The 19,745-nt window shown below is 74.3% G+C and carries 23 protein-coding genes; 12 read left to right on the forward strand and 11 right to left on the reverse strand.

From position 1 onward, the window contains the following. Window positions 1-92 precede the first annotated feature (92 nt). Window positions 93-857: an alpha/beta fold hydrolase gene (locus tag ACYP53_RS39910; RefSeq protein WP_459651044.1), complete on the reverse strand. Its 765-nt coding sequence runs from the start codon at window positions 855-857 to the stop codon at window positions 93-95. A 91-nt stretch (window positions 858-948) separates the two neighbouring features. After that, window positions 949-3,696 carry an ATP-binding protein gene (locus ACYP53_RS39915; protein ID WP_459651045.1) on the reverse strand — a complete coding sequence of 916 codons (2,748 nt, stop codon included), beginning with the start codon at window positions 3,694-3,696 and terminating at the stop codon, window positions 949-951. A gap of 365 nt (window positions 3,697-4,061) precedes the next feature. Here ACYP53_RS39915 and ACYP53_RS39920 point away from each other — a divergent pair, with 365 nt between their 5' ends. From ACYP53_RS39920 to ACYP53_RS39930, 3 genes are all read left to right on the forward strand, one after another. Then, entirely contained in the window at window positions 4,062-4,898 is an 837-nt protein-coding gene (locus ACYP53_RS39920) for an alpha/beta fold hydrolase (RefSeq protein ID WP_459651046.1), read from the forward strand. Window positions 4,899-5,093: 195 nt separating this feature from the next. Beyond that, window positions 5,094-5,693: a TetR/AcrR family transcriptional regulator gene (locus tag ACYP53_RS39925; protein ID WP_189926243.1), complete on the forward strand. Its 600-nt coding sequence runs from the start codon at window positions 5,094-5,096 to the stop codon at window positions 5,691-5,693. 46 nt (window positions 5,694-5,739) lie between these two features. Continuing rightward, window positions 5,740-6,513: a VC0807 family protein gene (locus tag ACYP53_RS39930; RefSeq protein WP_459651047.1), complete on the forward strand. Its 774-nt coding sequence runs from the start codon at window positions 5,740-5,742 to the stop codon at window positions 6,511-6,513. A 299-nt stretch (window positions 6,514-6,812) separates the two neighbouring features. Here the strand turns inward: ACYP53_RS39930 and ACYP53_RS39935 are convergent, their stop codons facing one another. Next, window positions 6,813-7,082, reverse strand: a complete 270-nt coding sequence (locus ACYP53_RS39935) for a hypothetical protein (RefSeq protein WP_189925807.1) — start codon at window positions 7,080-7,082, stop codon at window positions 6,813-6,815. A gap of 349 nt (window positions 7,083-7,431) precedes the next feature. On the opposite strand from ACYP53_RS39935, the gene ACYP53_RS39940 reads away from it, so the two are divergent. Continuing rightward, window positions 7,432-8,019 carry a DUF4262 domain-containing protein gene (locus ACYP53_RS39940; protein ID WP_189925809.1) on the forward strand — a complete coding sequence of 196 codons (588 nt, stop codon included), beginning with the start codon at window positions 7,432-7,434 and terminating at the stop codon, window positions 8,017-8,019. A gap of 67 nt (window positions 8,020-8,086) precedes the next feature. Here ACYP53_RS39940 and ACYP53_RS39945 read toward each other — a convergent pair whose 3' ends face one another. From ACYP53_RS39945 to ACYP53_RS39960, 4 genes are all read right to left on the reverse strand, one after another. Continuing rightward, entirely contained in the window at window positions 8,087-8,302 is a 216-nt protein-coding gene (locus ACYP53_RS39945) for a cold-shock protein (RefSeq protein WP_189925811.1), read from the reverse strand. Window positions 8,303-8,480: 178 nt separating this feature from the next. Next, a complete protein-coding gene (locus ACYP53_RS39950; protein WP_189925818.1) occupies window positions 8,481-8,846 on the reverse strand; it encodes a peptidoglycan-binding domain-containing protein in 366 nt (121 codons plus the stop codon). A gap of 153 nt (window positions 8,847-8,999) precedes the next feature. Next, on the reverse strand, window positions 9,000-9,656 hold the full coding sequence (locus ACYP53_RS39955; protein ID WP_459651048.1) for a GOLPH3/VPS74 family protein: 657 nt from the start codon (window positions 9,654-9,656) through the stop codon (window positions 9,000-9,002). Between the two features lie 42 nt (window positions 9,657-9,698). Beyond that, window positions 9,699-10,490 carry a GntR family transcriptional regulator gene (locus ACYP53_RS39960; protein WP_459651049.1) on the reverse strand — a complete coding sequence of 264 codons (792 nt, stop codon included), beginning with the start codon at window positions 10,488-10,490 and terminating at the stop codon, window positions 9,699-9,701. A gap of 46 nt (window positions 10,491-10,536) precedes the next feature. Here ACYP53_RS39960 and ACYP53_RS39965 point away from each other — a divergent pair, with 46 nt between their 5' ends. Both ACYP53_RS39965 and ACYP53_RS39970 read left to right on the forward strand, forming a co-directional pair. After that, window positions 10,537-10,959 (forward strand): VOC family protein, encoded by a 423-nt coding sequence (locus tag ACYP53_RS39965; protein ID WP_189925825.1) that lies wholly within the window; start codon window positions 10,537-10,539, stop codon window positions 10,957-10,959. Next, window positions 10,956-11,717 carry an SDR family NAD(P)-dependent oxidoreductase gene (locus ACYP53_RS39970; protein WP_459651050.1) on the forward strand — a complete coding sequence of 254 codons (762 nt, stop codon included), beginning with the start codon at window positions 10,956-10,958 and terminating at the stop codon, window positions 11,715-11,717. The genes ACYP53_RS39965 and ACYP53_RS39970 overlap by 4 nt, the downstream gene beginning before the upstream one ends. Window positions 11,718-11,741: 24 nt before the next feature. Here the strand turns inward: ACYP53_RS39970 and ACYP53_RS39975 are convergent, their stop codons facing one another. From ACYP53_RS39975 to ACYP53_RS39985, 3 genes are all read right to left on the reverse strand, one after another. Continuing rightward, entirely contained in the window at window positions 11,742-12,680 is a 939-nt protein-coding gene (locus ACYP53_RS39975; protein ID WP_459651051.1) for an NAD(+)/NADH kinase, read from the reverse strand. Beyond that, window positions 12,677-13,744, reverse strand: coding sequence for an SPFH domain-containing protein (locus ACYP53_RS39980; RefSeq protein WP_459651052.1), 1,068 nt, complete (start codon window positions 13,742-13,744; stop codon window positions 12,677-12,679). Before ACYP53_RS39980 ends, ACYP53_RS39975 begins: the two co-directional genes overlap by 4 nt. Window positions 13,745-13,841: 97 nt before the next feature. Then, window positions 13,842-14,261, reverse strand: a complete 420-nt coding sequence (locus ACYP53_RS39985; protein WP_189925833.1) for a MarR family winged helix-turn-helix transcriptional regulator — start codon at window positions 14,259-14,261, stop codon at window positions 13,842-13,844. 99 nt (window positions 14,262-14,360) lie between these two features. Between ACYP53_RS39985 and ACYP53_RS39990 the strand changes: the two genes are divergently transcribed. The 4 genes from ACYP53_RS39990 to ACYP53_RS40005 all read left to right on the forward strand — a co-directional run bounded on the left by ACYP53_RS39990 (window position 14,361) and on the right by ACYP53_RS40005 (window position 17,430). Then, entirely contained in the window at window positions 14,361-15,212 is an 852-nt protein-coding gene (locus tag ACYP53_RS39990) for an SDR family oxidoreductase (RefSeq protein WP_459651053.1), read from the forward strand. A 196-nt stretch (window positions 15,213-15,408) separates the two neighbouring features. Then, window positions 15,409-15,819, forward strand: coding sequence for a RidA family protein (locus ACYP53_RS39995; RefSeq protein ID WP_459651054.1), 411 nt, complete (start codon window positions 15,409-15,411; stop codon window positions 15,817-15,819). A 208-nt stretch (window positions 15,820-16,027) separates the two neighbouring features. Beyond that, window positions 16,028-16,792, forward strand: coding sequence for a VOC family protein (locus ACYP53_RS40000; protein ID WP_229929241.1), 765 nt, complete (start codon window positions 16,028-16,030; stop codon window positions 16,790-16,792). Window positions 16,793-16,890: 98 nt separating this feature from the next. Then, the gene (locus tag ACYP53_RS40005; RefSeq protein WP_459651055.1) at window positions 16,891-17,430 is read left to right on the forward strand and encodes a hypothetical protein; all 540 of its coding nucleotides are present in this window, start codon (window positions 16,891-16,893) and stop codon (window positions 17,428-17,430) included. 55 nt (window positions 17,431-17,485) lie between these two features. On the opposite strand, the gene ACYP53_RS40010 is transcribed toward ACYP53_RS40005, so the two are convergent. Beyond that, on the reverse strand, window positions 17,486-17,947 hold the full coding sequence (locus ACYP53_RS40010; protein WP_189925841.1) for a MarR family winged helix-turn-helix transcriptional regulator: 462 nt from the start codon (window positions 17,945-17,947) through the stop codon (window positions 17,486-17,488). A 64-nt stretch (window positions 17,948-18,011) separates the two neighbouring features. Between ACYP53_RS40010 and ACYP53_RS40015 the strand changes: the two genes are divergently transcribed. Next, window positions 18,012-18,380, forward strand: coding sequence for a VOC family protein (locus tag ACYP53_RS40015; protein ID WP_189925843.1), 369 nt, complete (start codon window positions 18,012-18,014; stop codon window positions 18,378-18,380). 265 nt (window positions 18,381-18,645) lie between these two features. Then, entirely contained in the window at window positions 18,646-19,737 is a 1,092-nt protein-coding gene (locus ACYP53_RS40020) for a VWA domain-containing protein (protein ID WP_459651056.1), read from the forward strand. Window positions 19,738-19,745 lie beyond the last annotated feature (8 nt).

Below are 19,745 nucleotides of genomic sequence, written 5' to 3' on the forward strand. Positions count from 1 at the left end.
GCCGGGCCGGCCGGTGTCACGAGGGCGGGCGGACCCCGGGGCGCCGTCGGGACGGTCCGTACCGGCATCTTCCGTCATGGGGTTCCACGCGCTCAGAAGGCGTGCCGGGGCACGGCGCCGGCGTCGCGGCCGCTGCCCCGTTCAGCGGCCTCCCGGATCATCGCCGCCACGCCGGCGGGCTGCGACAGCAGCACGGCGTGCGAGCCGTCCAGCACGTGTTCGGTGGCGGCCATGCGCTGGGCCATGAAGCGCTGGGCGGTGGGGCTGAGCAGCCGGTCGGCGGTCGCGATGGCGTACCAGGACGGCTTGGAGGCCCAGGCGGGCGGGCCCGATCTGGAGGTCAGCGCCCGCTGGGCGATCGGGCGCTGGGCCACGGACATCACGTCCGCCACGTGGGGCGGCAGGTCGGCGGCGTACACCTGCGGGAAGCGGTCCCGGCGGATGTAGAGCTCCTCGTCCGGGCCGCCGGGGGCGTGGGCGGGGAGGGCGGCGGCGACGGTCGCGTCGGCCACCGGCACGGGGGCGAAGCGCCGCGTGATGTCCAGGACGCACTCGCCGGCGTCGAGGCCGAACCCGGCGACGTAGCACAGCGCCACGACGTCGTCGGCGTCGGTGGCGGCGTGGGTGATGACCGCGCCGCCGTAGTCGTGGCCGACCAGGACGACGGGCCCGCCGATGTCGCGCACCACGCCCCGGACGTGGGCGGCGTCCTGCGCCAGGCCGCGCAGCGGGTTCGCCGGGGCGCGCACGGTCAGCCCGGCGGCATGGAGGTGGCCGATGACCCCGGCCCAGGACGAGGCGTCGGTGAACGCCCCGTGCACGAGCACGACGGCCGGCGGCGGGGGGACAGGTGGCATGGCGGTGCCCTCCGATCGGGTCGGTTCCCAGCCAAGCGGGTCCGGACGCGAGGGGCATCGCGCGAACGTACCAACCACCCGCGGGCGGGGCTCAGTCGTCGGGCAGGGCCGTGACCAGGTTGGCGAGCTGGACCCGGGAGTTCACCGCCAGCTTGCGGAAGACGGCGGTCAGGTGGGTGTTCACGGTGTGCGGGGAGACGACCAGGGCGTCGGCGGCCGACCGGTTGGTGTGGCCCTCGGCGATCAGGCGCGCGACCTTCCGCTCCGAGGCGGTGAGGGACTCCCATCCCTGGACGGGGCGCCGCGCGGTCGCCGCCCCGCGGCCGCCGGCCCCCGCGGCGTCCAGGTCGCGCTGGAGGCGTGCCGCCGCCGCGTGGGCGCCCGTCTCGGTGTACGTGTTCCGGGCACGCGTCAGGGCCTCCAGCGCCCGGGGCCCGCGGTCCGCCGCCAGCAGCGCGTGTCCGAGGTCGGCGTGGGCGGCGGCCCGGACCAGCGGGCGGGGGCTCGCCGCGAGGAGTTCCACGGAGTGTTCGAGCAGGGCGGGATCGTTCCGCACGAGCCCGAGGGCCTGCGCCGCGATGCCCGTGGCGGTGGGCACGGCGGGATTGCGTTCGGCGTGGGCCCCGGCCTGTGCCGCCAGGTCCTCGGCGAGCTCGCGGTCCGCGCCGCGCAGGGCCGCGCGGACCGCGGCGTCGACCCAGTCGCGCAACAGCCGCCAGCGCATGAAGGGACCTTCCCGCTGGACCTGGCGGATCCGGTCGACGGCGAGCCCGGTGTCCCCGTCGGCCTCCGCGTGGACGGCTTCCAGGAAGCGCACCGCGGCCGTGTTGCCCTGGTTCGGTTTGACCGCCAGCCGCTCCCGCGCGGCGGCCAGGTGCTCCCGGGCCGCTTCCCGGTCGCCGCGCAGCAGGGCGATCCGGGAGCGGATCACCCGGCCGTTCACCTGCTGGACGGGTGCCCGCACGTCGTCCTCCAGGCGCTCCATGGTGGCGAAGTCGGCGTCGGCGTCGTCGAGCCGGCCGATCCCCAGGTCGTGCTGGCCCTGGGCCCACAGCAGCATCGCCTGACGCGTCGGCCCGGCGTCGTCCGCGGCCCGCAGGAGCAGTCGCCGCCCGGCCGCGAAGTCGTCCATGTGCAGGTGCGCGACGATCTCCTCGGGCAGGAAGGCGGGATCGACGGCGCGCAGCGCGGTGAAGCGCTCCAGCGCGACCGCGTTCTCACCCGCGTTCTGCGCGATCTCGCCGAGCCCGGACAGCGCCAGGACGTGCGCCTCCCGGTCACCGGTCGCGGTGGCGGCGCGCAGCGCGTCCTCGCCGGCCTCGCGCGCCGCGACGAGGTCCTCGCCCCGGGACAGGGCCAGCGCCCGCAGGGCGGACAGCCTCGCCCCCACCTCCGGGGCGACGCCCCCGAGCGCGAGGGCCGACTCGGTCCGGCGGAGCAGCTCCCCGGCCAGGTCCAGGTTCCACAGCGCCCCGCCGAGGGCGGCCTGCAGCCGGCCGACCACCGCCAGCGGCGGCCGGCCGGCCAGCAGCCGGTCGCCGGCCGCCAGCGCTTCCCGGTTCCGGCCGGCCCGGGTCAGGGCGAGGATCGCCTGTTCACCCGTGTCGAACCGCAGCGGCCGTGCGGAGGGGACCAGGTCCAGGGCGCGCGTCATGAGGTCGGCCGCCAGGCCCGGCGTGACCGGAAGCACGTCCTCGGCGGCCCGCCGCAGCAGCGCCACGCACTCCTCGTCCCCGGGCAGGGCGCCCCTGAGGATGTGCGGCACCGCGTCGACCGGCCGGCGGCCCGTGGCGACGAGGTGGCCGGCGGCCTCCCGGTGCAGGGCCTTGCGGGCCGACGGCGGGATGTCGACGTAGACGGCCTGGCGCAGCAGGTCGTGCCGGAAGACCAGCTCCTCGCCGTCGTCGTCCAGGAGTCCGGCGCGCACCGCCTCCTCCAGCGCCGGGACCAGCGCGGCGGGCGGCCGGCCGGACAGCGCGGCCGCGTCGTGGAAGCCGAACCTGCGTCCCAGTACGGCCCCCATCTGCAGGAAGCGCAGGGTGTCGGGCCGCAGGGACCCGAGCCTGCCGCGCACGCCCACCACGAGCGTGGCGGGCACCGGGTCGCCCGGGGCCCCGGCGCCGCCCAGTCCGGCGAGCATCTCGACCGCGAGGAACGGGTTCCCCCCGGCGCCGTCGAGCAGCTCCCGCACCCGTTCGTCGACGGCCGGCCCCAGGGTGTCGTCGGCCAGTCGGCCGATGGCGGCGCCGGACAGCGGCCCCAGGGGCACGGTGACCGTCGGGAGCTGGCCGGCCGCGGCCGCGACGATCTCCTCGGCCGGCCCGGCGGGGTCCGGCCGTCCGGCCAGCAGCCACAGGACCGGCGAGGTCCGCAGGCGTACGGGCAGCTGCTGCAGGGCGAACCGGCTCAGCGGGTCGGCCCACTGCACGTCGTCCAGGGCGATCAGCACCGGCGTGCGGCCGGCTCGGTCCTCGATCGCCTCCGCGAGGCGCTCCACCAGCCAGATCCGCTGGTCCTGGTTCCGGGCGAGAGCGGCGAAGGCCTCGCCGGACAGCAGCGGCCGGTCGCCGTGCAGGACGCTGGTCGCCAACGAGGACAGCGGCACGATGTGGTGCAGCTCGTCGGCCTTGCCGAGGCCGACCGAGAATCCCGCCGTCCTGGCCCGGGCGACGGCCTCGGTGAGCAGCGTGGTCTTGCCGATGCCCGGTTCCCCCCGGAGCAGGGCCAGGGCGCCGCTCCCGGTGCGGGCCACCGAGGTGATCAGCGCCCGGAGTCCTTCGAGTTCGGCTTCCCGCCCCCGCAGACCGCAACGGGTCAGCGGTTCGTCCGGCCCCGCCACTTCTGCCCCTTCCCGCAGTGGACCGACGGTGGGCGCACGGTCCCGTCGGCGGGGAACCGCACGGGGCGGGGGCGCGGCCCCACGGGTCGCGGTCCCAGGGGTCGCGGTCCCAGGGGTCGCGGTCCCACGGGTCGCGGTTCCCGGTGGGAACACCGTGCGTGGCCGCCCCGCCCAGGTCAAGCCTCCCTCTTCGGGCGGTTTCGCACCCCCGCGCGGCGGTGCGCCGGGACGCTTCCCCTCCTGACGCTTCCAGGCAAGAAGCGATGCGCTGGGGGACAACAGGCGGCGGGACGTCCGTCCTAGCGTGACGACATCCAGTGCCGCGCATCCGCCGCGTCAGCCACTCCGGACGAAGGAACGACACCATGCCGTACATCACCGTGGGCCAGGAGAACTCCACCCCCATCGACCTCTACTACGAGGACCACGGCACCGGGCAGCCGGTCGTCCTGATCCACGGTTTCCCGCTGGACGGGCACTCCTGGGAGCGGCAGAGCGCCGTGCTGCTCGACGCCGGCTACCGCGTCATCACCTACGACCGCCGGGGCTTCGGCCAGTCGTCCCAGCCGACGACCGGCTACGACTACGACACCTTCGCGGCCGACCTGAACACCGTGCTGGAGACCCTGGACCTGCGGGACGCGGTGCTGGTCGGCTTCTCGATGGGCACCGGCGAGGTCGCCCGGTACGTGTCCGCCTACGGCTCGGCCCGGGTCGCCAAGGTCGCGTTCCTGGCCTCGCTGGAGCCCTGCCTGCTCAAGTCCGACGACAACCCGGACGGGGTCGCGCCGAAGGAGTTCTTCGACGGCATCGTCGCGGCGGTGAAGGCGGACCGCTACGCGTACTACACCGAGTTCTACAAGGACTTCTACAACCTGGACGAGAACCTGGGCACCCGGATCAGCGAGGAGGCCGTGCGCAACAGCTGGAGCGTCGCGGCGGGCGGCGGCTTCTTCGCCGCGGCGGCCGCGCCATCGACCTGGTACACCGACTTCCGGGCCGACATCCCGGCCGTCGACGTGCCGGCCCTGATCCTGCACGGGACGGGCGACCGCATCCTGCCCGTCGACAACACCGCCCGGCCGTTCCACCGGGCGCTGCCCGCCGCCGACTACGTGGAGATCGAGGGCGCCCCGCACGGCCTGCTGTGGACCCACGCGGAGGAGGTCAACACGGCGCTCCTCGCCTTCCTGGCGAAGTGACCTCCCGGCCGCGGCCCCGCCCGCCGGGCCCGCGGACCGAGGCCCCGGGCGGCCGCTGACCGGCTGCCCGGGGCCTCCCCGCGCCTCAGCCCACTTTTTGCTCGCCCAAGCAAGTTCTTGCTTGGGCGAGCAAAACGCTCTACAGTTTTGCTCGGGCAAGCAAGAAACTGCTTGAGCGAGCAAGGAGGCGTGGGGATGGGGCGGACGTTCACCGAATCGGGGCGCCGGGCGCAGATCGTCCGGGCCGCCATCGAGGTGGTCGCCGAACTGGGGTACGCGAAGGCCTCGTTCAGCCGGATCGCGAAGCAGGCCGGGCTGAGCAGCACCGGGATGATCTCGTACCACTTCGCCGGCAAGGACGACCTGATGCACGAGGTCGTCGCCGAGGTGACCAGGGTGACCGGCGCGTTCATGGCGCCCAGGGTGGGCGCGGCCGAGGGCGCGCGCGCCCGGCTGCGGGTGTTCATCGAGTCCAACATCGAGCTGCTCGCGCTCTGGCCCGGGCACCTGAAGGCGCTGATCGAGGTGCTGCCCAACCTCGGCGGGGACGACCCGGCGACGGTCGGCTACCAGGCCTCTATGCAGGCGCTGATGGAGGGCCAGGAGCAGGCGGTCCGCGCGGCGCAGGAGGCGGGCGAGTTCCGGGAGTTCGACGCCCGGCTGATGCTCGTCGCGCTGCGCGGGGCGATCGACGCCGTGGTGATGCGCTGGGTGGGCGACCCGGACTTCGACGTCGCCGAGGCCGGCCGCGAGCTGGCCGACATCTTCGACCGGGCGACCCGGGCCGAATCGTAGCGGGGCCGCCCGGCGGCGGGGCGCACAGGACAGGGGAGAGGCAGTCATGCGAGGGGCGAGTGTGATGGGGGAGACCATGGGCGAGCAGGCCGGGCGGGTCGCGGGACAGGACACCGGGCGGGAGAGCGGTCAGGAGAACGGTCAGGAGCGCGGTCTCGACACCGGGCCGCAGGGCGGGGCCGCGCCGGGCGAGCGGCAGAAGGCCCGCGCCGCCAAGCGGGCGCTGGTGAAGTCGCTGGTCTTCGAACTGGCGCTGCCGCTCGGCGGGTTCTACCTGCTGCACGGCCTGGGGATGAGCCAGTGGGCGGCGCTGCTGATCAGCGGTCTGCTGCTGGTGCCGTGGCTGGTGCTGGGGATGGTGCGCAGCCGCCGGATCGAGGCGATGCCGGCCTTCACCCTGCTGATGGTCGCCGTCGGCGCGCTGATGTCGATGGTCAGCGGCAGCCCCCGGGTGCTGCTGGTGCGCGACAGCTGGGTGTTCGGCGCGCTCGGGATCTGGGTGCTGGGCACCTTGGCGACGCGGCGCCCGTTCATGCTGACCGCGGCGCGCTCGATCGTCGCCGCCAAGGTCGGTGAGGCGGGAGCCGCGGAGTGGGTGGGGCGCTGGGACCACGACGCGGTCTTCCGCCGCCACCTGCGCCTGCTCACCGCCGTGTGGGGCCTCGGGTTCGCCGTGGACGCCGGGATCCGGGTCACGCTGGCCTGCACCCTGCCGGTGGACCTGGTGCCGCTGGTGAACTCGCTGCAGTGGCTGGCCGTGCTGGGCGGGCTGTTCGGCTTCCACTACTGGTACGTCAGCCGCCACGGCCTGAAGGTCTGACACCACGGCCTGAGGGTCTGACACCACGGCGGCCACGATCGCCACGACCGCCACGGCACCCCCCGCTACGGGGGTACGGGGGGCTGGACGGGGGCGGGGACGGCGGGAGGCGGCGCGCGGATTCACCCCAGGGGGTGCCGCGCGCCGCCTCCCGCCGTTGTCCCGGTGGACGCGGCGGCCGCGTCGTCACGCCGGCCCCGTCCACCACGCCCGCGGTCCGTCCGCCCGGCGCCCGCACGGGCCGGGTCCGGTCCGGTGGGGCGGCGGCCGGTCCCGGGCCGTCGGCGGTGCGGGCTCCGTCAGTCGTTGTTCCAGCTGGCGCCCGAGCCCACGAAGGAGCCGGAGACGCCGTTCTCGTCCGCCCAGATGAAGAACTCGGCGTGGGCGATCCCGTCGGGGGAGACGGAGGATTCGAGCGCCCCGACACCGGCACCGTTCTGGTTCGCGACGAACGCGCCCTTGCCGTAGTCCGCGCTCAGGCCCTCCTGGGCCGAGGCCAGGCCGGCACAGCCCATCACGAGCGGGGCGGTGAGAGCGGCAACGGTCAGGACACGCTTGAAAGCACGCATGGAAATCTCCTCCACGGAGTTCAGGGGTTGGAAGGGGCGGCGCCGAATCGGCCCGCCGCGACTTCAGACAGCCACGCGCCGCGACCCCCCGCAAGTGCTGCCGCCGCCCGCCGGACCTCACGACTCGTCAGACACACCGAGCTGACCTGCGGGAATGCCGATCGTATGCTGACTTCCCGGGATCAGTCGGGCGGAGCAGGCCGGGGGGTCCTTCCACGCACCGGGGGCGGGCCGCCCGAACCGGCGCCGCGCCGGGCCGCGCGGAGCCCGTACCGGGTGGTCCGTCCGGGCACCCCGCGGCCGCCGCGCGCGAGCGTGGACACCGCCCCTGATCTGCTTGGATGTCCCGGTGACCGACTCGACCGCACCCCCCGTCTGCCCCTGCGTGCTCTGCGACCCCGCGGCCTCCGCGACCATCCTCGCCCGCCGGCGGCTGGCCAGGCACTGGTCCGCCGAGACGGCGCACGTCCGCGAGTACGGCTGGCACGTGGTCGGCGTGGGCGGGGGAGGGGAGGTCCCGGACTGGGCGTTCACCGTCGGCCTGTGGCACTCCTACCGGATGCCGGAGGTCGCCATGTTCGGCCTGGAGGTGCGCGGGCTGATGCACTGGGTCGGCGAGGCCGCCGCCCGGCTGCGGGACGGGGCGCCGACGGAGCCCGGCACGCTGCTGCCCGGCGTCATCGAGGACTACGAGGTCCGGCTCGAACCGGTGGACGGCAGCTGGCACCGCCCCCTGTTCGGCACGGCCGTCGGCTTCTACCGGCGCACCCCGGTCCCCGTCGTCCAGCTGGTCTGGCCCGACCGGGAGCGCCGCTGGCCCTCGGACGAGCACGCCACCCCGGGCTGCCGCGCCCAGCCCAGCCTGTGGCTGCCGGTCGGCGAACACCCGCCGGGCGTCTGGACCGAGGAGGCCGCGGAGGCCGCGGCGGCCGGATGAGCGGTGGGCCGGAAGGCGGGCCGGCGCCCGGCGGCGGGCCCGCCGGGCACCGCCGCCGGGCCGGCGCCTACTGGTCCTCGACGCGCACCTTGTCGGCCTGCATGCCCTTCTGGCCCTGGACGGCCTCGAAGCTGACCTTCTGCCCCTCCACCAGGGACTTGAAGCCTTGGCTCTCGATCGCGCGGAAGTGGACGAACAGGTCGGGGCCGGACTCCGGGGTGATGAACCCGTACCCCTTCTCGTCGTTGAACCACTTGACCGTGCCATTCTGACGATCCGTCATGTGCTGTCCCCTGGTTGATGCGAACCGTTGTCGACCGAGATCATTTCACGTTGCGTGAGGAATCGAGCGCCAAACGTCACACGCGTCACGGGAGCGGGTCGGGGGGTGGATCGGGGACGCGCCGGGGACGCGCCGGGGGGCGGGGCATCCGGCGATACCCCGCCCCCCGGCGTCGTTCCTAGTGGCAGTTGGGGTAGGTGTTCACAGAGCTCCACCAGTCCAGCGCGCCCCAGGTCTGCGGGCCGACGTCGCCGTCCACCTGGAGGTACCCCATACAGGCCTGGAAGTAGCGGACGGAGTCCAGGGTGGCCTGGCCGAACACCCCGTCGACGGTGATCTTGGCGCGGGTGTCGGGGTTGATCGAGTAGTTCAGCTCGCACTGGAGCTCCCGTACGGCGTCGCCGGTGGCGCCGTACTTCAGCAGCGGCTCGCTGGTGCTCCAGTCGCCGCAGCGCGACCCCGCGGCGTTGGCGGTGCCGGCGGTGGCGACGGTGCCGGCGAGGAGCAGGCCGGTGGCGGCCAGCCCGATGACGATCTTGCGCAAGGTGGTTCCCTCCCGTTGGCGTGCGCCGTAACGGCGGCGCAGCGTGTGCCTCGACACTAGTCAGGGCGCATGCCCCAGAGGGGTATCCAATTGAGCGCCGTTTCCGTGGGCCAATCGACAGACGGCCTCGGGGTGTTCGGGGCCTCGGGGCGGTCAGCCGCCGCCCAGGCCGCCCTGGGCGGCGATCATGGTCAGCCCCAGCCCGTGTACCGCCCGGGCCAGCCCCGGCGTCCGGTCGTCGAGCCGGCCGGTGAGCGCGGCGATCCGCTCGGCGTGGGCGCCGCGGTCGTGGCGCGAGAGCACCAGCCGCAGGTGCCCGTGGGCGGCCAGTGCCGCCAGGACCGCGTCGGCGAACGGCACCGCGGCGACCGGGGTGTCACCGCGTACGAGCGCGGCCACCCGTGCCTGGAGGTCCAGGGCCTCGCGCGGGTCCTCCATCGCCACCGTCCGCCGCGGCGCGACCGGGCCGTAGGGGTCGCGGTCCGCCATGGTCACCACGCCGAGCACCGCGAGCCGCTCCTCGACGGCCTCCAGGGTGTCCTCGCGGCCGCGCCTGATCCACGTCTTCCAGCCGTGCGGGCGGGCGTCGCCCAGCTCGGCGAGCAGCGCGTCCAGGACCGGGTCCCCGGTGGCGGCGCCGGAGGCGACCCGCACCCGGCCCGCCCCGTCCTCCGCGACGGCGCCCCGGTGGGCGAGCTCGGCCAGGGCGGCGGCGCGCACCAGGAACCCGGCGCGGGCGCGGTCCTGCAGGGACTGGGCCCGGGTGTCGAAGGCCAGCAGATAGGTGTCCAGATGCAGTCCTCGGCTCATGGCACCGACGATAGGGCGCCACGCGGGGCCGCCGCTCAGCGCTCACCCCGCGGCGGTCGTGCCGTCCGGGTCCGTGCCGGCCGGGCCTGTGCCGGCCGTGTCCGTGCCGTCCGTGTCCGTGCCGTCCGTGTCCGTGCCGTCCGTGTCCGTGCCGTCCGGGTCGGGGAGGAGGGCGAGCAGGCTGCGGCGGGCGGTGTCGACGTGTTCGGCGGCGAGCCGGTCGAGGTGGTGCTCGTCGCCGCCCGCCCGCAGCAGCCGGGCGAGTTCGCGGTGTTCGGCGACGACCAGCGCGCGGTACTGGCCGCGGGCGAGCGAGACCCGCTGCAGCTGGAACAGGAACACCTGGGACCGTACGGCCTGCCAGGCCGCGGTGAGCCGGCCATTGCCGGCGGCCCGGTAGATCCGGTCGTGGAAGGCCATGTCCAGGGCGAGCAGGCGCGGCACCCCGGCGCCGGCGGCCAGTTCGGCGGCCATCTCGTCGACGAGCCGGTCGAGTTCGTCGAGGTCCCGCGGTGTCGCCCGGCGCAGCGCGGTGACGGCGGCGAGCCGGTCGAGGGCGGCGCGCACCCGGTAGACCTCCTCCACGTCGGCGGCGGTCGCCGCCACGACGGTGGTCGGCCGGTGCCAGCCGGTGCGGATCAGCCCTTCGCGCTGCAGCCGGGCGAGCCCTTCGCGCACGGCCCCGCGGCTGACGCCCAGTGACTCGGCGAGCTCGACCTCCCGCAGCGGGGCGCCGGGCGGGAAGCGTCCGGCGAAGACGGCGTCGCGGACCCGGTCGGCGACCTCGTCGGCCAGTCCGCGCCGGACCGCCTTCGGCAGGGGTTCATCGTCCATGTCCGAATGTTGACATCAGGTCGTGCCGGGGATCAAGGTGAGGGACATGACCCGTCCTGCCTTTCATCTCGCCGTCCCCGTCGACGACTTGGTCCGTGCCCGCGCGTTCTACGGCGGTGTGCTCGGGCTCCCGGAGGGCCGGTCGGCCGACGGCTGGGTCGACTGGGACTTCCACGGCCACCAGCTGGTGACGCACCTGGTCGCCGGTCCCCGGCCGGACGCCGCCGGACACGGCACCGTGGACGGCCACGCCGTGCCGGTGCCGCACTTCGGGCTGGTGCTGGACGTCGACGCCTTCCACGCCCTGGCCGGGCGGCTGGCCGACGCCGGTACCGGGTTCGTCATCGCGCCGACCCTGCGCTTCGCCGGGCAGCCGGCCGAGCAGTGGACGATGTTCCTGCACGACCCGGCCGGCAACGCCCTGGAGTTCAAGGCGTTCCGGGACGAGACCCGGCTGTTCGCCCGGTGAGGGGCGTCCTGGTCACCGGGGCCTCCCGGGGCATCGGCCGGGCCGTGGCGCGGGCCTTCGCCGCCCGCGGCGACCGCGTCGCCGTGCACTACGCCTCCAGCCGGGCCCAGGCCGAGCGGACCCTGGCCGAACTGCCCGGCGAGGGGCACGTCCTGGTGGACGGAGACCTCGGCGACCCGGCCGCGGCCGAGCGCATCGCCCAGGCGGCGGAGGAACGGCTCGGCGGGGTGGACGTCCTGGTCAACAACGCCGCCGTGGCCACCTCGGCGGCCAACGCCCACCCGGTGGCCGAGGTGTCGTACGAGGACTGGCAGCGGGTCTGGCGCGAGATGGTCGACGTCAACCTGCTCGGCGCGGCGAACCTCAGCTACTGCGTGGCCCGGCGCCTGATCGCCCGCGGCGCCCCCGGCCGGATCGTCCACATCGGCTCGCGCGGCGCCTTCCGCGGCGAGCCGGACCACCCCGCGTACGGCGCGAGCAAGGCCGCGCTGCACGCCCTCGGCCAGTCCCTGGCCGTCGCCCTGGCCCCGCACGGGATCTCGGTGACCTCGGTGGCCCCGGGCTTCACCGCCACCGACCGGGTCGCCGACCGGCTGACCGGCGCGTCGGGGCTGGCCCTGCGCGAGCAGAGCCCGTTCGGCCGGGTCGGCACCCCGGAGGAGGTCGCCGCGGCCGTGCTCTACCTGGCCTCCCCCGAGGCGACCTGGGCCTCCGGCACCGTCCTGGACCTCAACGGGGCCTCCCACCTGCGCCTTTGACGATCCATCAGATCAGCGCCGGGCTCAGCCCAGCAGGCGCAGCCGGGTCGCGGAGACGCCGAGGCGCACGCTCTGGCCCCAGGTGAGGTCCAGGGCGTCCGCCTCGATCCCGTCGCCGAACGCGACCAGGCGCTCGGACTCGACGGTGAGCACCAGCCGCTGCCCGGCCTCCAGCAGGCCGTGCACCCGGCTGGTCCCGGTGGTGGGGGAGGGCCAGGCCTCGCGGACGAACCAGGCCAGCGCCGACGCGTCCGGGCCGGGCAGGGCGGGCAGGCAGGCCGGGCCGCCGCGCTCCAGCCAGGCCGAGCGGCACCAGCCGGTGGCGCCGGTGCCGGTGGAGACCAGGACGCCCGAGGAGGCCTGGGCCTCCACCGGCCCGGTGGCGTCGGGACCCTCAGAGGCATCGGGGGTGCCGGCGGTGCCCAGTCGGTAGCGCGCCGTCTGGTGGCCGGCCTGCCCGACGTACACCTCGTTCAGCGCGAGCAGCCGCTGGCCGTCGTCCGCGACGGCCTCGACCATCGTCCGCTCCTCCAGCGCCCCCGCGCCGCCCGCCGCCGCGGCCCGCAGCAGCGCCGGCAGGGCCTCCACCCGGTGCCGCACCAGCACACCGGGGTTGCGGCCCGGGTCGGCGTCCACGCCGACCACCGGCTGACCGTCCAGGTACTTGGCGACGTTGGCCACCAGACCGTCCTGGCCGACCACGGCCACCACGTCCCCGGGCTCGAACAGGAAACGCGGCAGGTCCGACCGCTCGACCCGGCTGCGCCGCCAGTCCAGCGGCACGGCCGCCGCCGCCCCGGCGAGCGCCGCCGCCTGCCGGTGGTGGCGCCCCTCCACCTCCCGCGCCGAACGCCCCCGGGAGGCGAGGAAGAACGCGGCCTGCCCGGGCGTGCCGTGCCGGGCCACCAGCTCCTCGTACTCGGTGCGCCGGTGCACCAGCACCACCCGCGGGGCGAGGCTCACCGCTGCGCCCCGGGAGCCTGTGCCCCGGGAGCCTGCGCCCCGGAAGCCTGACCCCCGGGGGCCTGCGCCCCCGGGCCGCCGAGGCGGGCCAGCAGGCCGGTGAGCACGTCCGGGGTGAGCGTCACGCTGTCGATCCGCGGCAGGTGCTCGGCCAGCCGCATCAGCGCCAGCGCCCGCAGCACCGCCGGATCGGCCTGCTGGTGGGCCGTCAGCCAGGCGGCCTCCGCCGCCGCCCGGGCCTCGCCCAGCTCACGGGCGGCCTGCGCGTCGGCGCCGGCCAGCCGGGTGCGGCGCTGCGCCTCGGCGTCGGTGCGCACCCGGTCGGCGACGGCCTCCTCCTCCGCCTGGAGCCGCTGGTTGGCGCCCTGCTGGGCGAGCAACTGCTCCTCGCGGCGGGCGAGTTCGATGCGGTTGGCGAGCTCGTTCTCGGCGATGCCGCGCTCGTGCTCGACGGCCACCGCGCGGCGCTCGAAGGTCGCCCGGTCGGCCTCCTGCTGGACCAGTTCGCGGGCGGGGGTGCGCAGCGCCCGCTCGACCTCCGGCTCGGGCCGCAGCGCCACCACCCGGACGGCGATCACGGCCAGGCCGGTCTCGGTGATCCGGGGCTCGTCGGCGAGGCCCTCGGCCATCCGGGCGCGCACCGCGCTCACCCCGTCGGCGAGGGCGTCGGCGAGCGGGGTGCGGGCGAGCAGGCCGAGCGCGTGCTGCTGGGCGGTCTCGGTGAGCAGGGTGGCGAGCTGGTCGAGCGGGGCCGCGCGCCAGGCGCCGGTGTCCGGGTCGATCCCGAAGTCGACGCGGGTGGCGGCGGTGGCCGGGTCGGTGACCCGGTAGGTGAGCGTCGCCTGGACGGTGACGTCCTGGAAGTCGGAGGTGCGGGCGTGGAAGAGCATGGCGAGCTCGCGGTCGTCCACCGGGACCTCGGAGATCGCGGCGGTCAGCGGCCGGAACCAGAACGCCAGCCCGGTCCCGTCGTGGGCGACCTTCCCGCGCCGCAGGTGGCGGATGTGCGCGGTGGGGACGGCGCGCAGGTGGCGCCGCCCGAATCGTCTGGTGATGTCGGCCATCGGAGAACCCCTTTTCGTCATGACGACGATATGAGGCGACCCCCTTTTTCGTCAAGATGACGAAAAAGGGGGTGCGGGGTCGGCGGGCCTGCCGCGCTCAGGCCTCCAGGACCAGCCGCAGGAGCTCGCACAGGGCCTCGCGCTGCGGTGCGGTGAGCCGGGCCAGCGGGTCGGCGGCGAAGGGCGTCCGGGCGCGCAGGTCCGCAGCGACGGCGCGCCCGGCCTCGGTGGCGGCGACACGCTTGATCCGCCGGTCGTTCTCGTCGAGGCTGCGCTCGACCAGGCCGCGCGCCTCCAGCCGGTCGATGATCACGGTCACGTTGGACGGCTCCGCGTGCAGCCGTTCGGCGACGCGGCGCATCGGCACCGGGCTCTCGGCCGCGAGCAGCGCCTTGGCCTGCAGTGGGGTCAGGTCGTGGGCCGCGGCGGCGGCCTCGGACTCCTGGGTGTAGCGGCGGTTGACGGCCGCGAAGAGGCCGACGACCTCCCCGGTGAGCTCATCCGATGGGTTGGACATGGGGCCAGCGTAACGAGGTGCTTGACAGGGTGGAATGTCGGCTCGCATAGTTATGGTTCATATTGGTTATGAAGCATAAGCATGTGAGGGGTCACCGCGATGAGCACCGAGCGCACCGAGAACACCATGGGTGCCAAGACCGTCCTGATCACCGGCACGTCCACCGGCATCGGCCTGGCGACCGCCGTCGCCGCCGCCCGCGCCGGCTGGCACGTGATCGCCACGATGCGCGACACCGCCAAGGCCGGCGCCCTGCTGGCGGCGGCCGAACAGGCCGGCACCACCGTCGAGGTCCGGGCGCTGGACGTCACCGACCCCGCCTCCGTCGCCGCCTGCCTGGCCGGCCTCGACCGGCTCGACGCGCTGGTCAACAACGCCGGCGCCGGCCACGTCGGCACCCTCGAACAGGAGAGCGTCGAGGAGGTGCGCGCCGTCATGGAGGTCAACTTCTTCGGCGTCCTGCACGTCACCAAGGCCGCCCTGCCCCTGCTGCGGGCGAGCCGGGGCCGGGTGCTGACCGTCACCAGCGTCGGCGGCGTCATCGGCCAGCCCTTCAACGAGGCCTACTGCGCCGCCAAGTTCGCCGTCGAAGGCTTCATGGAGTCCCTCGCCCCGGTCGCGGCCACCACGGGCGTGACCGTCGCCGTCGTCGAACCGGGCGCGGTGGCCAGCGAGTTCGTCGCCAACGTCGGCCTGCCGGACGACGCCCTGGAGCAGGCCGGACCGTACGCCCCGGCCCTCGCCGCCTACCTGGAGCGCACCCGCGGCGCCTTCGCCAACGCCCAGAGCCCGCAGGACGTGGCCGGCCTCATCGTCGACGGCCTCACCGCCGAACACCCCGCCTTCCGGCTGCTCACCTCCGAGGCCGCGCGCGCCTTCGCCGGCGCCAAGCTCAAGGACCTCGACGGATCGGCCGTCCAGACCCTGACCGGCGCCTGGGTCGCCGGCTAGGGCCGGTCCTGCGGATCGCGCCTGGGCTGCGGCGCGCTCGCGTAGGCGGGCGGCGGTGACCGTCACCTGAGCTGTGCCGAGGCGGACTTGCATGCCCTCGGGAATGAATCCCAGGGTCGCGTGGCTGTCGATCAAGCCGAGGTGATCACAGCTGCCCGGCTCCGTGTGTGTGCGGTTTTGAGGGAGTGTCAGCAGTATGTCCGTTGCACAGCCTGCCGTGGAGCGTGTGCGCGTCTCCGCGGAACCCGACTGGTACGAGTCGGCCGGTATCTCGCTCGGCGTCCGGGTCGGGAACTTGGTCTTCACGTCAGGGCAGGCGCCGATCGATGCCCAGGGGGCCACGGTCGGCGCCGGGGACTTCGAGACGCAAGCCCGTCAGGCGCTCGCGAATCTGTCGACGGTCCTCACGAACGCGGGCTCCAGCCTCGCCGACGTCGTCAAGGCGACCGTGTTCGTCACGGACATCGCGCAGCAGGACATCTTCGCGAAGTTGCGCGCGGAACACTTCCCGGACAAGCCCCACCTCGCGGAGTCGTTCGTAGAGGTCTCCTCACTCGCGAACCCTGAGTGGATGATCGAGATCGAGGCCATCGGACTCGTCCGGTGACGCGGGGTACTCACGAGCAACATGATCGGCCGGACGGAACCCAGACGGCTCCAGCGGATATGCGCCCAGGGCCCGGCGGTCGCGCCCGCGAGGCGCCGGGCTGAGGGGGCGTCAGCCCGCTAGGCTCGCCACCGACCACCTGACCTGCGGAAACGTCGAACGGCCACCGCAGTGTCAGGACACCGCGTCGAGAGGCAGTGCGTTGAAGGTGACCGAGATCCGCCCTGGTTCCCCGTGCTGGGCACAGCTGAGCGCCCGCGACCTCCCCGCCGCCCAGCGGTTCTACGGGGAACTGTTCGGCTGGACCGCCGAGACCGACCCGGACCCGCAGTACGGCGGCTACACCACCTTCTCCCACGACGGCGCACCCGCCGCGGCCGTGGCCCCGCTGATGAACCCGCAGCAGCCGGTGATGTGGCTGATGTCCTTCGCGGCCGACGACGTCGACCAGGCCTGCGCGGCCGCCAAGGCGGCGGGCGCCCAGGTGTGGATGGAGCCGATGGAGGTCGGCGACCTCGGACGCTGGGCCCTGCTCAGCGACCCGACCGGCGCGCCGTTCGCCGTCTGGCAGGCCCGCCGCTTCGACGGCTTCGGCGTGGTCGACGAGCCGAACGCCTTCGGCTGGACCGACCTGTCCACCCGGGACAAGGACGCCGCGCTCGCCTTCTACCCGGGCGTCTTCGGCTGGCGGGTCTGGCCGGACGACACCTACCCGATGGTCGGCCTCGGCGAGCGGATGTTCGGCGGCGTGATGGCAATGGACGCCTCCGTGCCGCCGGAGGTCCCCTCCCACTGGAGCCCCTTCTTCCTGGTCGCCGACGTGGACGCGGCCGCGGCGACCGCGGGCCGCCTCGGGGCCGAGGTCCTGCACGGACCCGTCGACGTGGAGATGGAGAACGGCCCACGGATCGCCGTGATCCGCGACCCGCAGGGCGCCACCTTCGGCGTCTTCGCCCCCCGCGCCGACGGCTGACCCGGCCCACCGCCCGGCCGGTACGGTTCCCAGCACCCAGGCCGGGCCCCGGGACCCGTCCTGCGGGCCCCGGCCGCCCGGCGGGTAGGGTCCGGACCATGTACGCAGACACCGCCGCCCCCTGGTACCGGATGGCCGACCTCCTCCCCGAGGCCGCCGCGCAGCACGTCAAGGACTGCTGGGACACCGGGGAGCAGGAGAGCGGGCTCGGTCTGCTGGTCGAGGGCCTGCTCGCCCGCCAGGTCCCGGTCGGCGGGGCGGACCGGGCGCTGCTCTCGGTGCTCGCCGAGCAGTGGGGCCTGCGCGAGCGGCTCACCCCCGGCATCCTGCGCTGCCTGGGCGACGGCGGGCCCGCCCCGGTGCGGCTGCTCGACGACGACGCCGACGGGGCCGAGCCGGTGACCGGCCTGGGCGGGCCCGAGCTCGCGGGCCTGGTGCTGGCGCCGTGGATCGGCTGCAACCGCTGCGGCCGGCTCCTGCTGCGCGCCCACACCTGGGAGCCCTGGGACGACTTCTCCCACCGCGCCGAGCACTACGTGATCGCCACGCCGGGCCGCGACCGGGTGCTGCGGGTCCTGCCCGCCGACGCCGCCGGCGAGGCCTTCGCCGAACTCCTCGACGGCTGCCCCGGGGTCTGACCGGGAATCCGGTCCGGCGGCCGGGGGCGCGGCGAGGCCGCGACTTCCGGAGCGGTCACGTCGCCGACGCGGGCGGTCGGGTCAGTGCGGCGGTGCACGTGGTGAGCAGGCGCCGCATCTGATCCTGTTGGCCGGCGTCCAGATCGGCCAGCATGGCCTGCTCGACGCGGCGGACCGCCGCGCTGGCCGTCTCGAGCTGGCGGCGCCCGAGGGCGGTCAGCTCGGTGGGCAGGGCCCTGCCCACGGGTGCCCGCGCCGGGCGGATGACGAGTCCCTGGCGTTCGAGGGCCTGCAGGAGCACGTTCATCGACTGCCGGGTGACGAAGGCGCCGCGGGCGAGCTCGGAGTTCGACAGACCCGGTCGCTGGGCGAGCAGCTCCAGGCAGGAGTAGTGGGTGATCGTCATGCCGAGCGGACTCAGCACGGCCTCCAGGGCTGAGTGCAGGGCGCTCGAGGCCGCCTTCAGCATGTAGCCCAGCGATGTGTCCAGCTCGATTCCGGGTTCACCTTGACTCATGTCAGAAGTCTGACATACGGTGATGCATGTCAGAAGACTGACATGCGACGAGGAGGCAAGGATCGTGGCCGTCACCGGACCCGACTTCATTTCACTGCAGGTGCGCGACCTGGAGCGCTCCGCCGTTTTCTACGAGCGCTACCTGGGGCTGAAGCGCTCCGACGCGGGACCGCCGCACGCCGTCGTGTTCGACACCAAGCCGATCGCGTTCGCCGTCCGCGACGTCGTCGCGGGCGTCGACCTGGACGCGATCGCGCAGCCGGGCCAGGGGATGGCGCTGTGGCTGCACGCACCCGACGCGCAGGACATCCACGACGCCCTCGCCGCCGCCGGCACGACGATCGTCTCGGCGCCCGTCGACGGGCCGTTCGGCCGCACGTTCACGTTCGCGGACCCCGACGGCTACCAGGTGACCCTCCACGACCGCGGCTGAGCCGGGCGGAAACCCGTCCCGGAATCCCGTCCCGGAACCCCTTCCGGAACCCCCTTCCGGAATCCCGTCCCGGCATCCCCTTCCGACGCCCCCTGGATTGCCGGCGAAATCCTTTCCCCGTCCGGGGTCCCGCCTGACCACCCCTCACGAAGCCCCAGGTCAGGGCCGATTGTCAGTGCCTCACCGTAGTGTGGAACCAACGTCGGAGGGGGCGCCGGAAAGGCGCCGAAAAGGCGTTGGAAAACACGCCGGAAAAGGGTGGGGCATGTCTGCGAACAGGATCAAGCACAAGGTCAACCACGTCTCGCTCGTGGTCGACAATTCCGGTTCGATGCGCCAGCACGCGGAGCAGCTCGTCCGCGTCGTCGACGAGTTCGTGAAGGGCCTCCAGGAGGAGTCCGACCGGCTCGGCCACGAGACCCGCATCAGCCTCTACGCCTTCGACCACAAGGTGCAGAACCTCGTCTGGGACATGGACGTCAAGCACCTGCCGTCCCTGCGGGGCCTGTACAAGGTCGAGGGCGGGGCGACGGCGCTGATCGAGGCGGCCGTGAAGTCCGTCGACGACCTGAAGAACATCTGGGAGGGGTACGGGGAGCACTCCTTCCTCCAGGTCGTCGTCACCGACGGCGAGGAGAACGCCTCCGGCTGGGCGCAGAGCGGCCGGATGCACACCACCATGAGCGCCGGCTCGGGCAAGGCCGTCCTGAAGGACTGGATGGGCCGCATCAAGGGCGCCATGGACGGCCTCCCCGACCACTGGACCTCGGCCATCCTCGTCCCCAACTCCCTGGCCAAGCGCACCGCCCAGGAGTACGGCTTCCCCGCCGGCAACATCGCGATCTGGGACGCCGACTCCAGCAAGGGCGTCGAGGAGGCCATCGGCACCGTCAAGAAGGCCGCCACCAGCTTCCTGCGCGGCCGCGAGCAGGGCGTGCGCGGCACCCGCAACCTCTTCACCATGGGCCAGGACCTCAACACCGCCGAGGTGAAGGCCAACCTGGAGGCCCTGGACACCGGCAAGTACGTCCTGGTCCCGGTCGACGAGCAGGCGCCGATCCGCGACTTCGTCACCCGCACCGGACACACCTACACGACCGGCTGCGCCTACTACGAGCTGTCCAAGCGCGAGAAGATCCAGGGCGGCAAGCAGCTCGCCGTGGCGGAGAAGGACCCGGCCACCGGCCGGATGACGGGCAAGGTGTTCTCGGGCCCGGCGGCCCGCAGCCTCCTCGGCCTGCCCGCCGCCGAGGCCACCGTCAAGCCCGGCGACAACCCGGCCTACACCGTGTTCGTCCAGTCGACCTCCGTCAACCGGAAGCTGGTGCCGGGCACCAAGCTGCTGGTCATGCTCTAGCCGGGTCA

Source organism: Kitasatospora sp. Ki12, assembly GCF_054601375.1.

Excerpts from the sequence above, each read along its gene's own strand:
- ACYP53_RS39910 (WP_459651044.1), bottom strand. The coding sequence starts at position 857 with ATGCCACCTGTCCCCCCGCCGCCGGCCGTCGTGCTCGTGCACGGGGCG.
- ACYP53_RS39920 (WP_459651046.1), top strand. The coding sequence starts at position 4,062 with ATGCCGTACATCACCGTGGGCCAGGAGAACTCCACCCCCATCGACCTC.
- ACYP53_RS39925 (WP_189926243.1), top strand. The coding sequence starts at position 5,094 with ATGGGGCGGACGTTCACCGAATCGGGGCGCCGGGCGCAGATCGTCCGG.
- ACYP53_RS39930 (WP_459651047.1), top strand. The coding sequence starts at position 5,740 with ATGCGAGGGGCGAGTGTGATGGGGGAGACCATGGGCGAGCAGGCCGGG.
- ACYP53_RS39935 (WP_189925807.1), bottom strand. The coding sequence starts at position 7,082 with ATGCGTGCTTTCAAGCGTGTCCTGACCGTTGCCGCTCTCACCGCCCCG.
- ACYP53_RS39945 (WP_189925811.1), bottom strand. The coding sequence starts at position 8,302 with ATGACGGATCGTCAGAATGGCACGGTCAAGTGGTTCAACGACGAGAAG.
- ACYP53_RS39955 (WP_459651048.1), bottom strand. The coding sequence starts at position 9,656 with ATGAGCCGAGGACTGCATCTGGACACCTATCTGCTGGCCTTCGACACC.
- ACYP53_RS39960 (WP_459651049.1), bottom strand. The coding sequence starts at position 10,490 with ATGGACGATGAACCCCTGCCGAAGGCGGTCCGGCGCGGACTGGCCGAC.
- ACYP53_RS39965 (WP_189925825.1), top strand. The coding sequence starts at position 10,537 with ATGACCCGTCCTGCCTTTCATCTCGCCGTCCCCGTCGACGACTTGGTC.
- ACYP53_RS39980 (WP_459651052.1), bottom strand. The coding sequence starts at position 13,744 with ATGGCCGACATCACCAGACGATTCGGGCGGCGCCACCTGCGCGCCGTC.
- ACYP53_RS39985 (WP_189925833.1), bottom strand. The coding sequence starts at position 14,261 with ATGTCCAACCCATCGGATGAGCTCACCGGGGAGGTCGTCGGCCTCTTC.
- ACYP53_RS39990 (WP_459651053.1), top strand. The coding sequence starts at position 14,361 with ATGAGCACCGAGCGCACCGAGAACACCATGGGTGCCAAGACCGTCCTG.
- ACYP53_RS39995 (WP_459651054.1), top strand. The coding sequence starts at position 15,409 with ATGTCCGTTGCACAGCCTGCCGTGGAGCGTGTGCGCGTCTCCGCGGAA.
- ACYP53_RS40005 (WP_459651055.1), top strand. The coding sequence starts at position 16,891 with ATGTACGCAGACACCGCCGCCCCCTGGTACCGGATGGCCGACCTCCTC.
- ACYP53_RS40010 (WP_189925841.1), bottom strand. The coding sequence starts at position 17,947 with ATGAGTCAAGGTGAACCCGGAATCGAGCTGGACACATCGCTGGGCTAC.
- ACYP53_RS40020 (WP_459651056.1), top strand. The coding sequence starts at position 18,646 with ATGTCTGCGAACAGGATCAAGCACAAGGTCAACCACGTCTCGCTCGTG.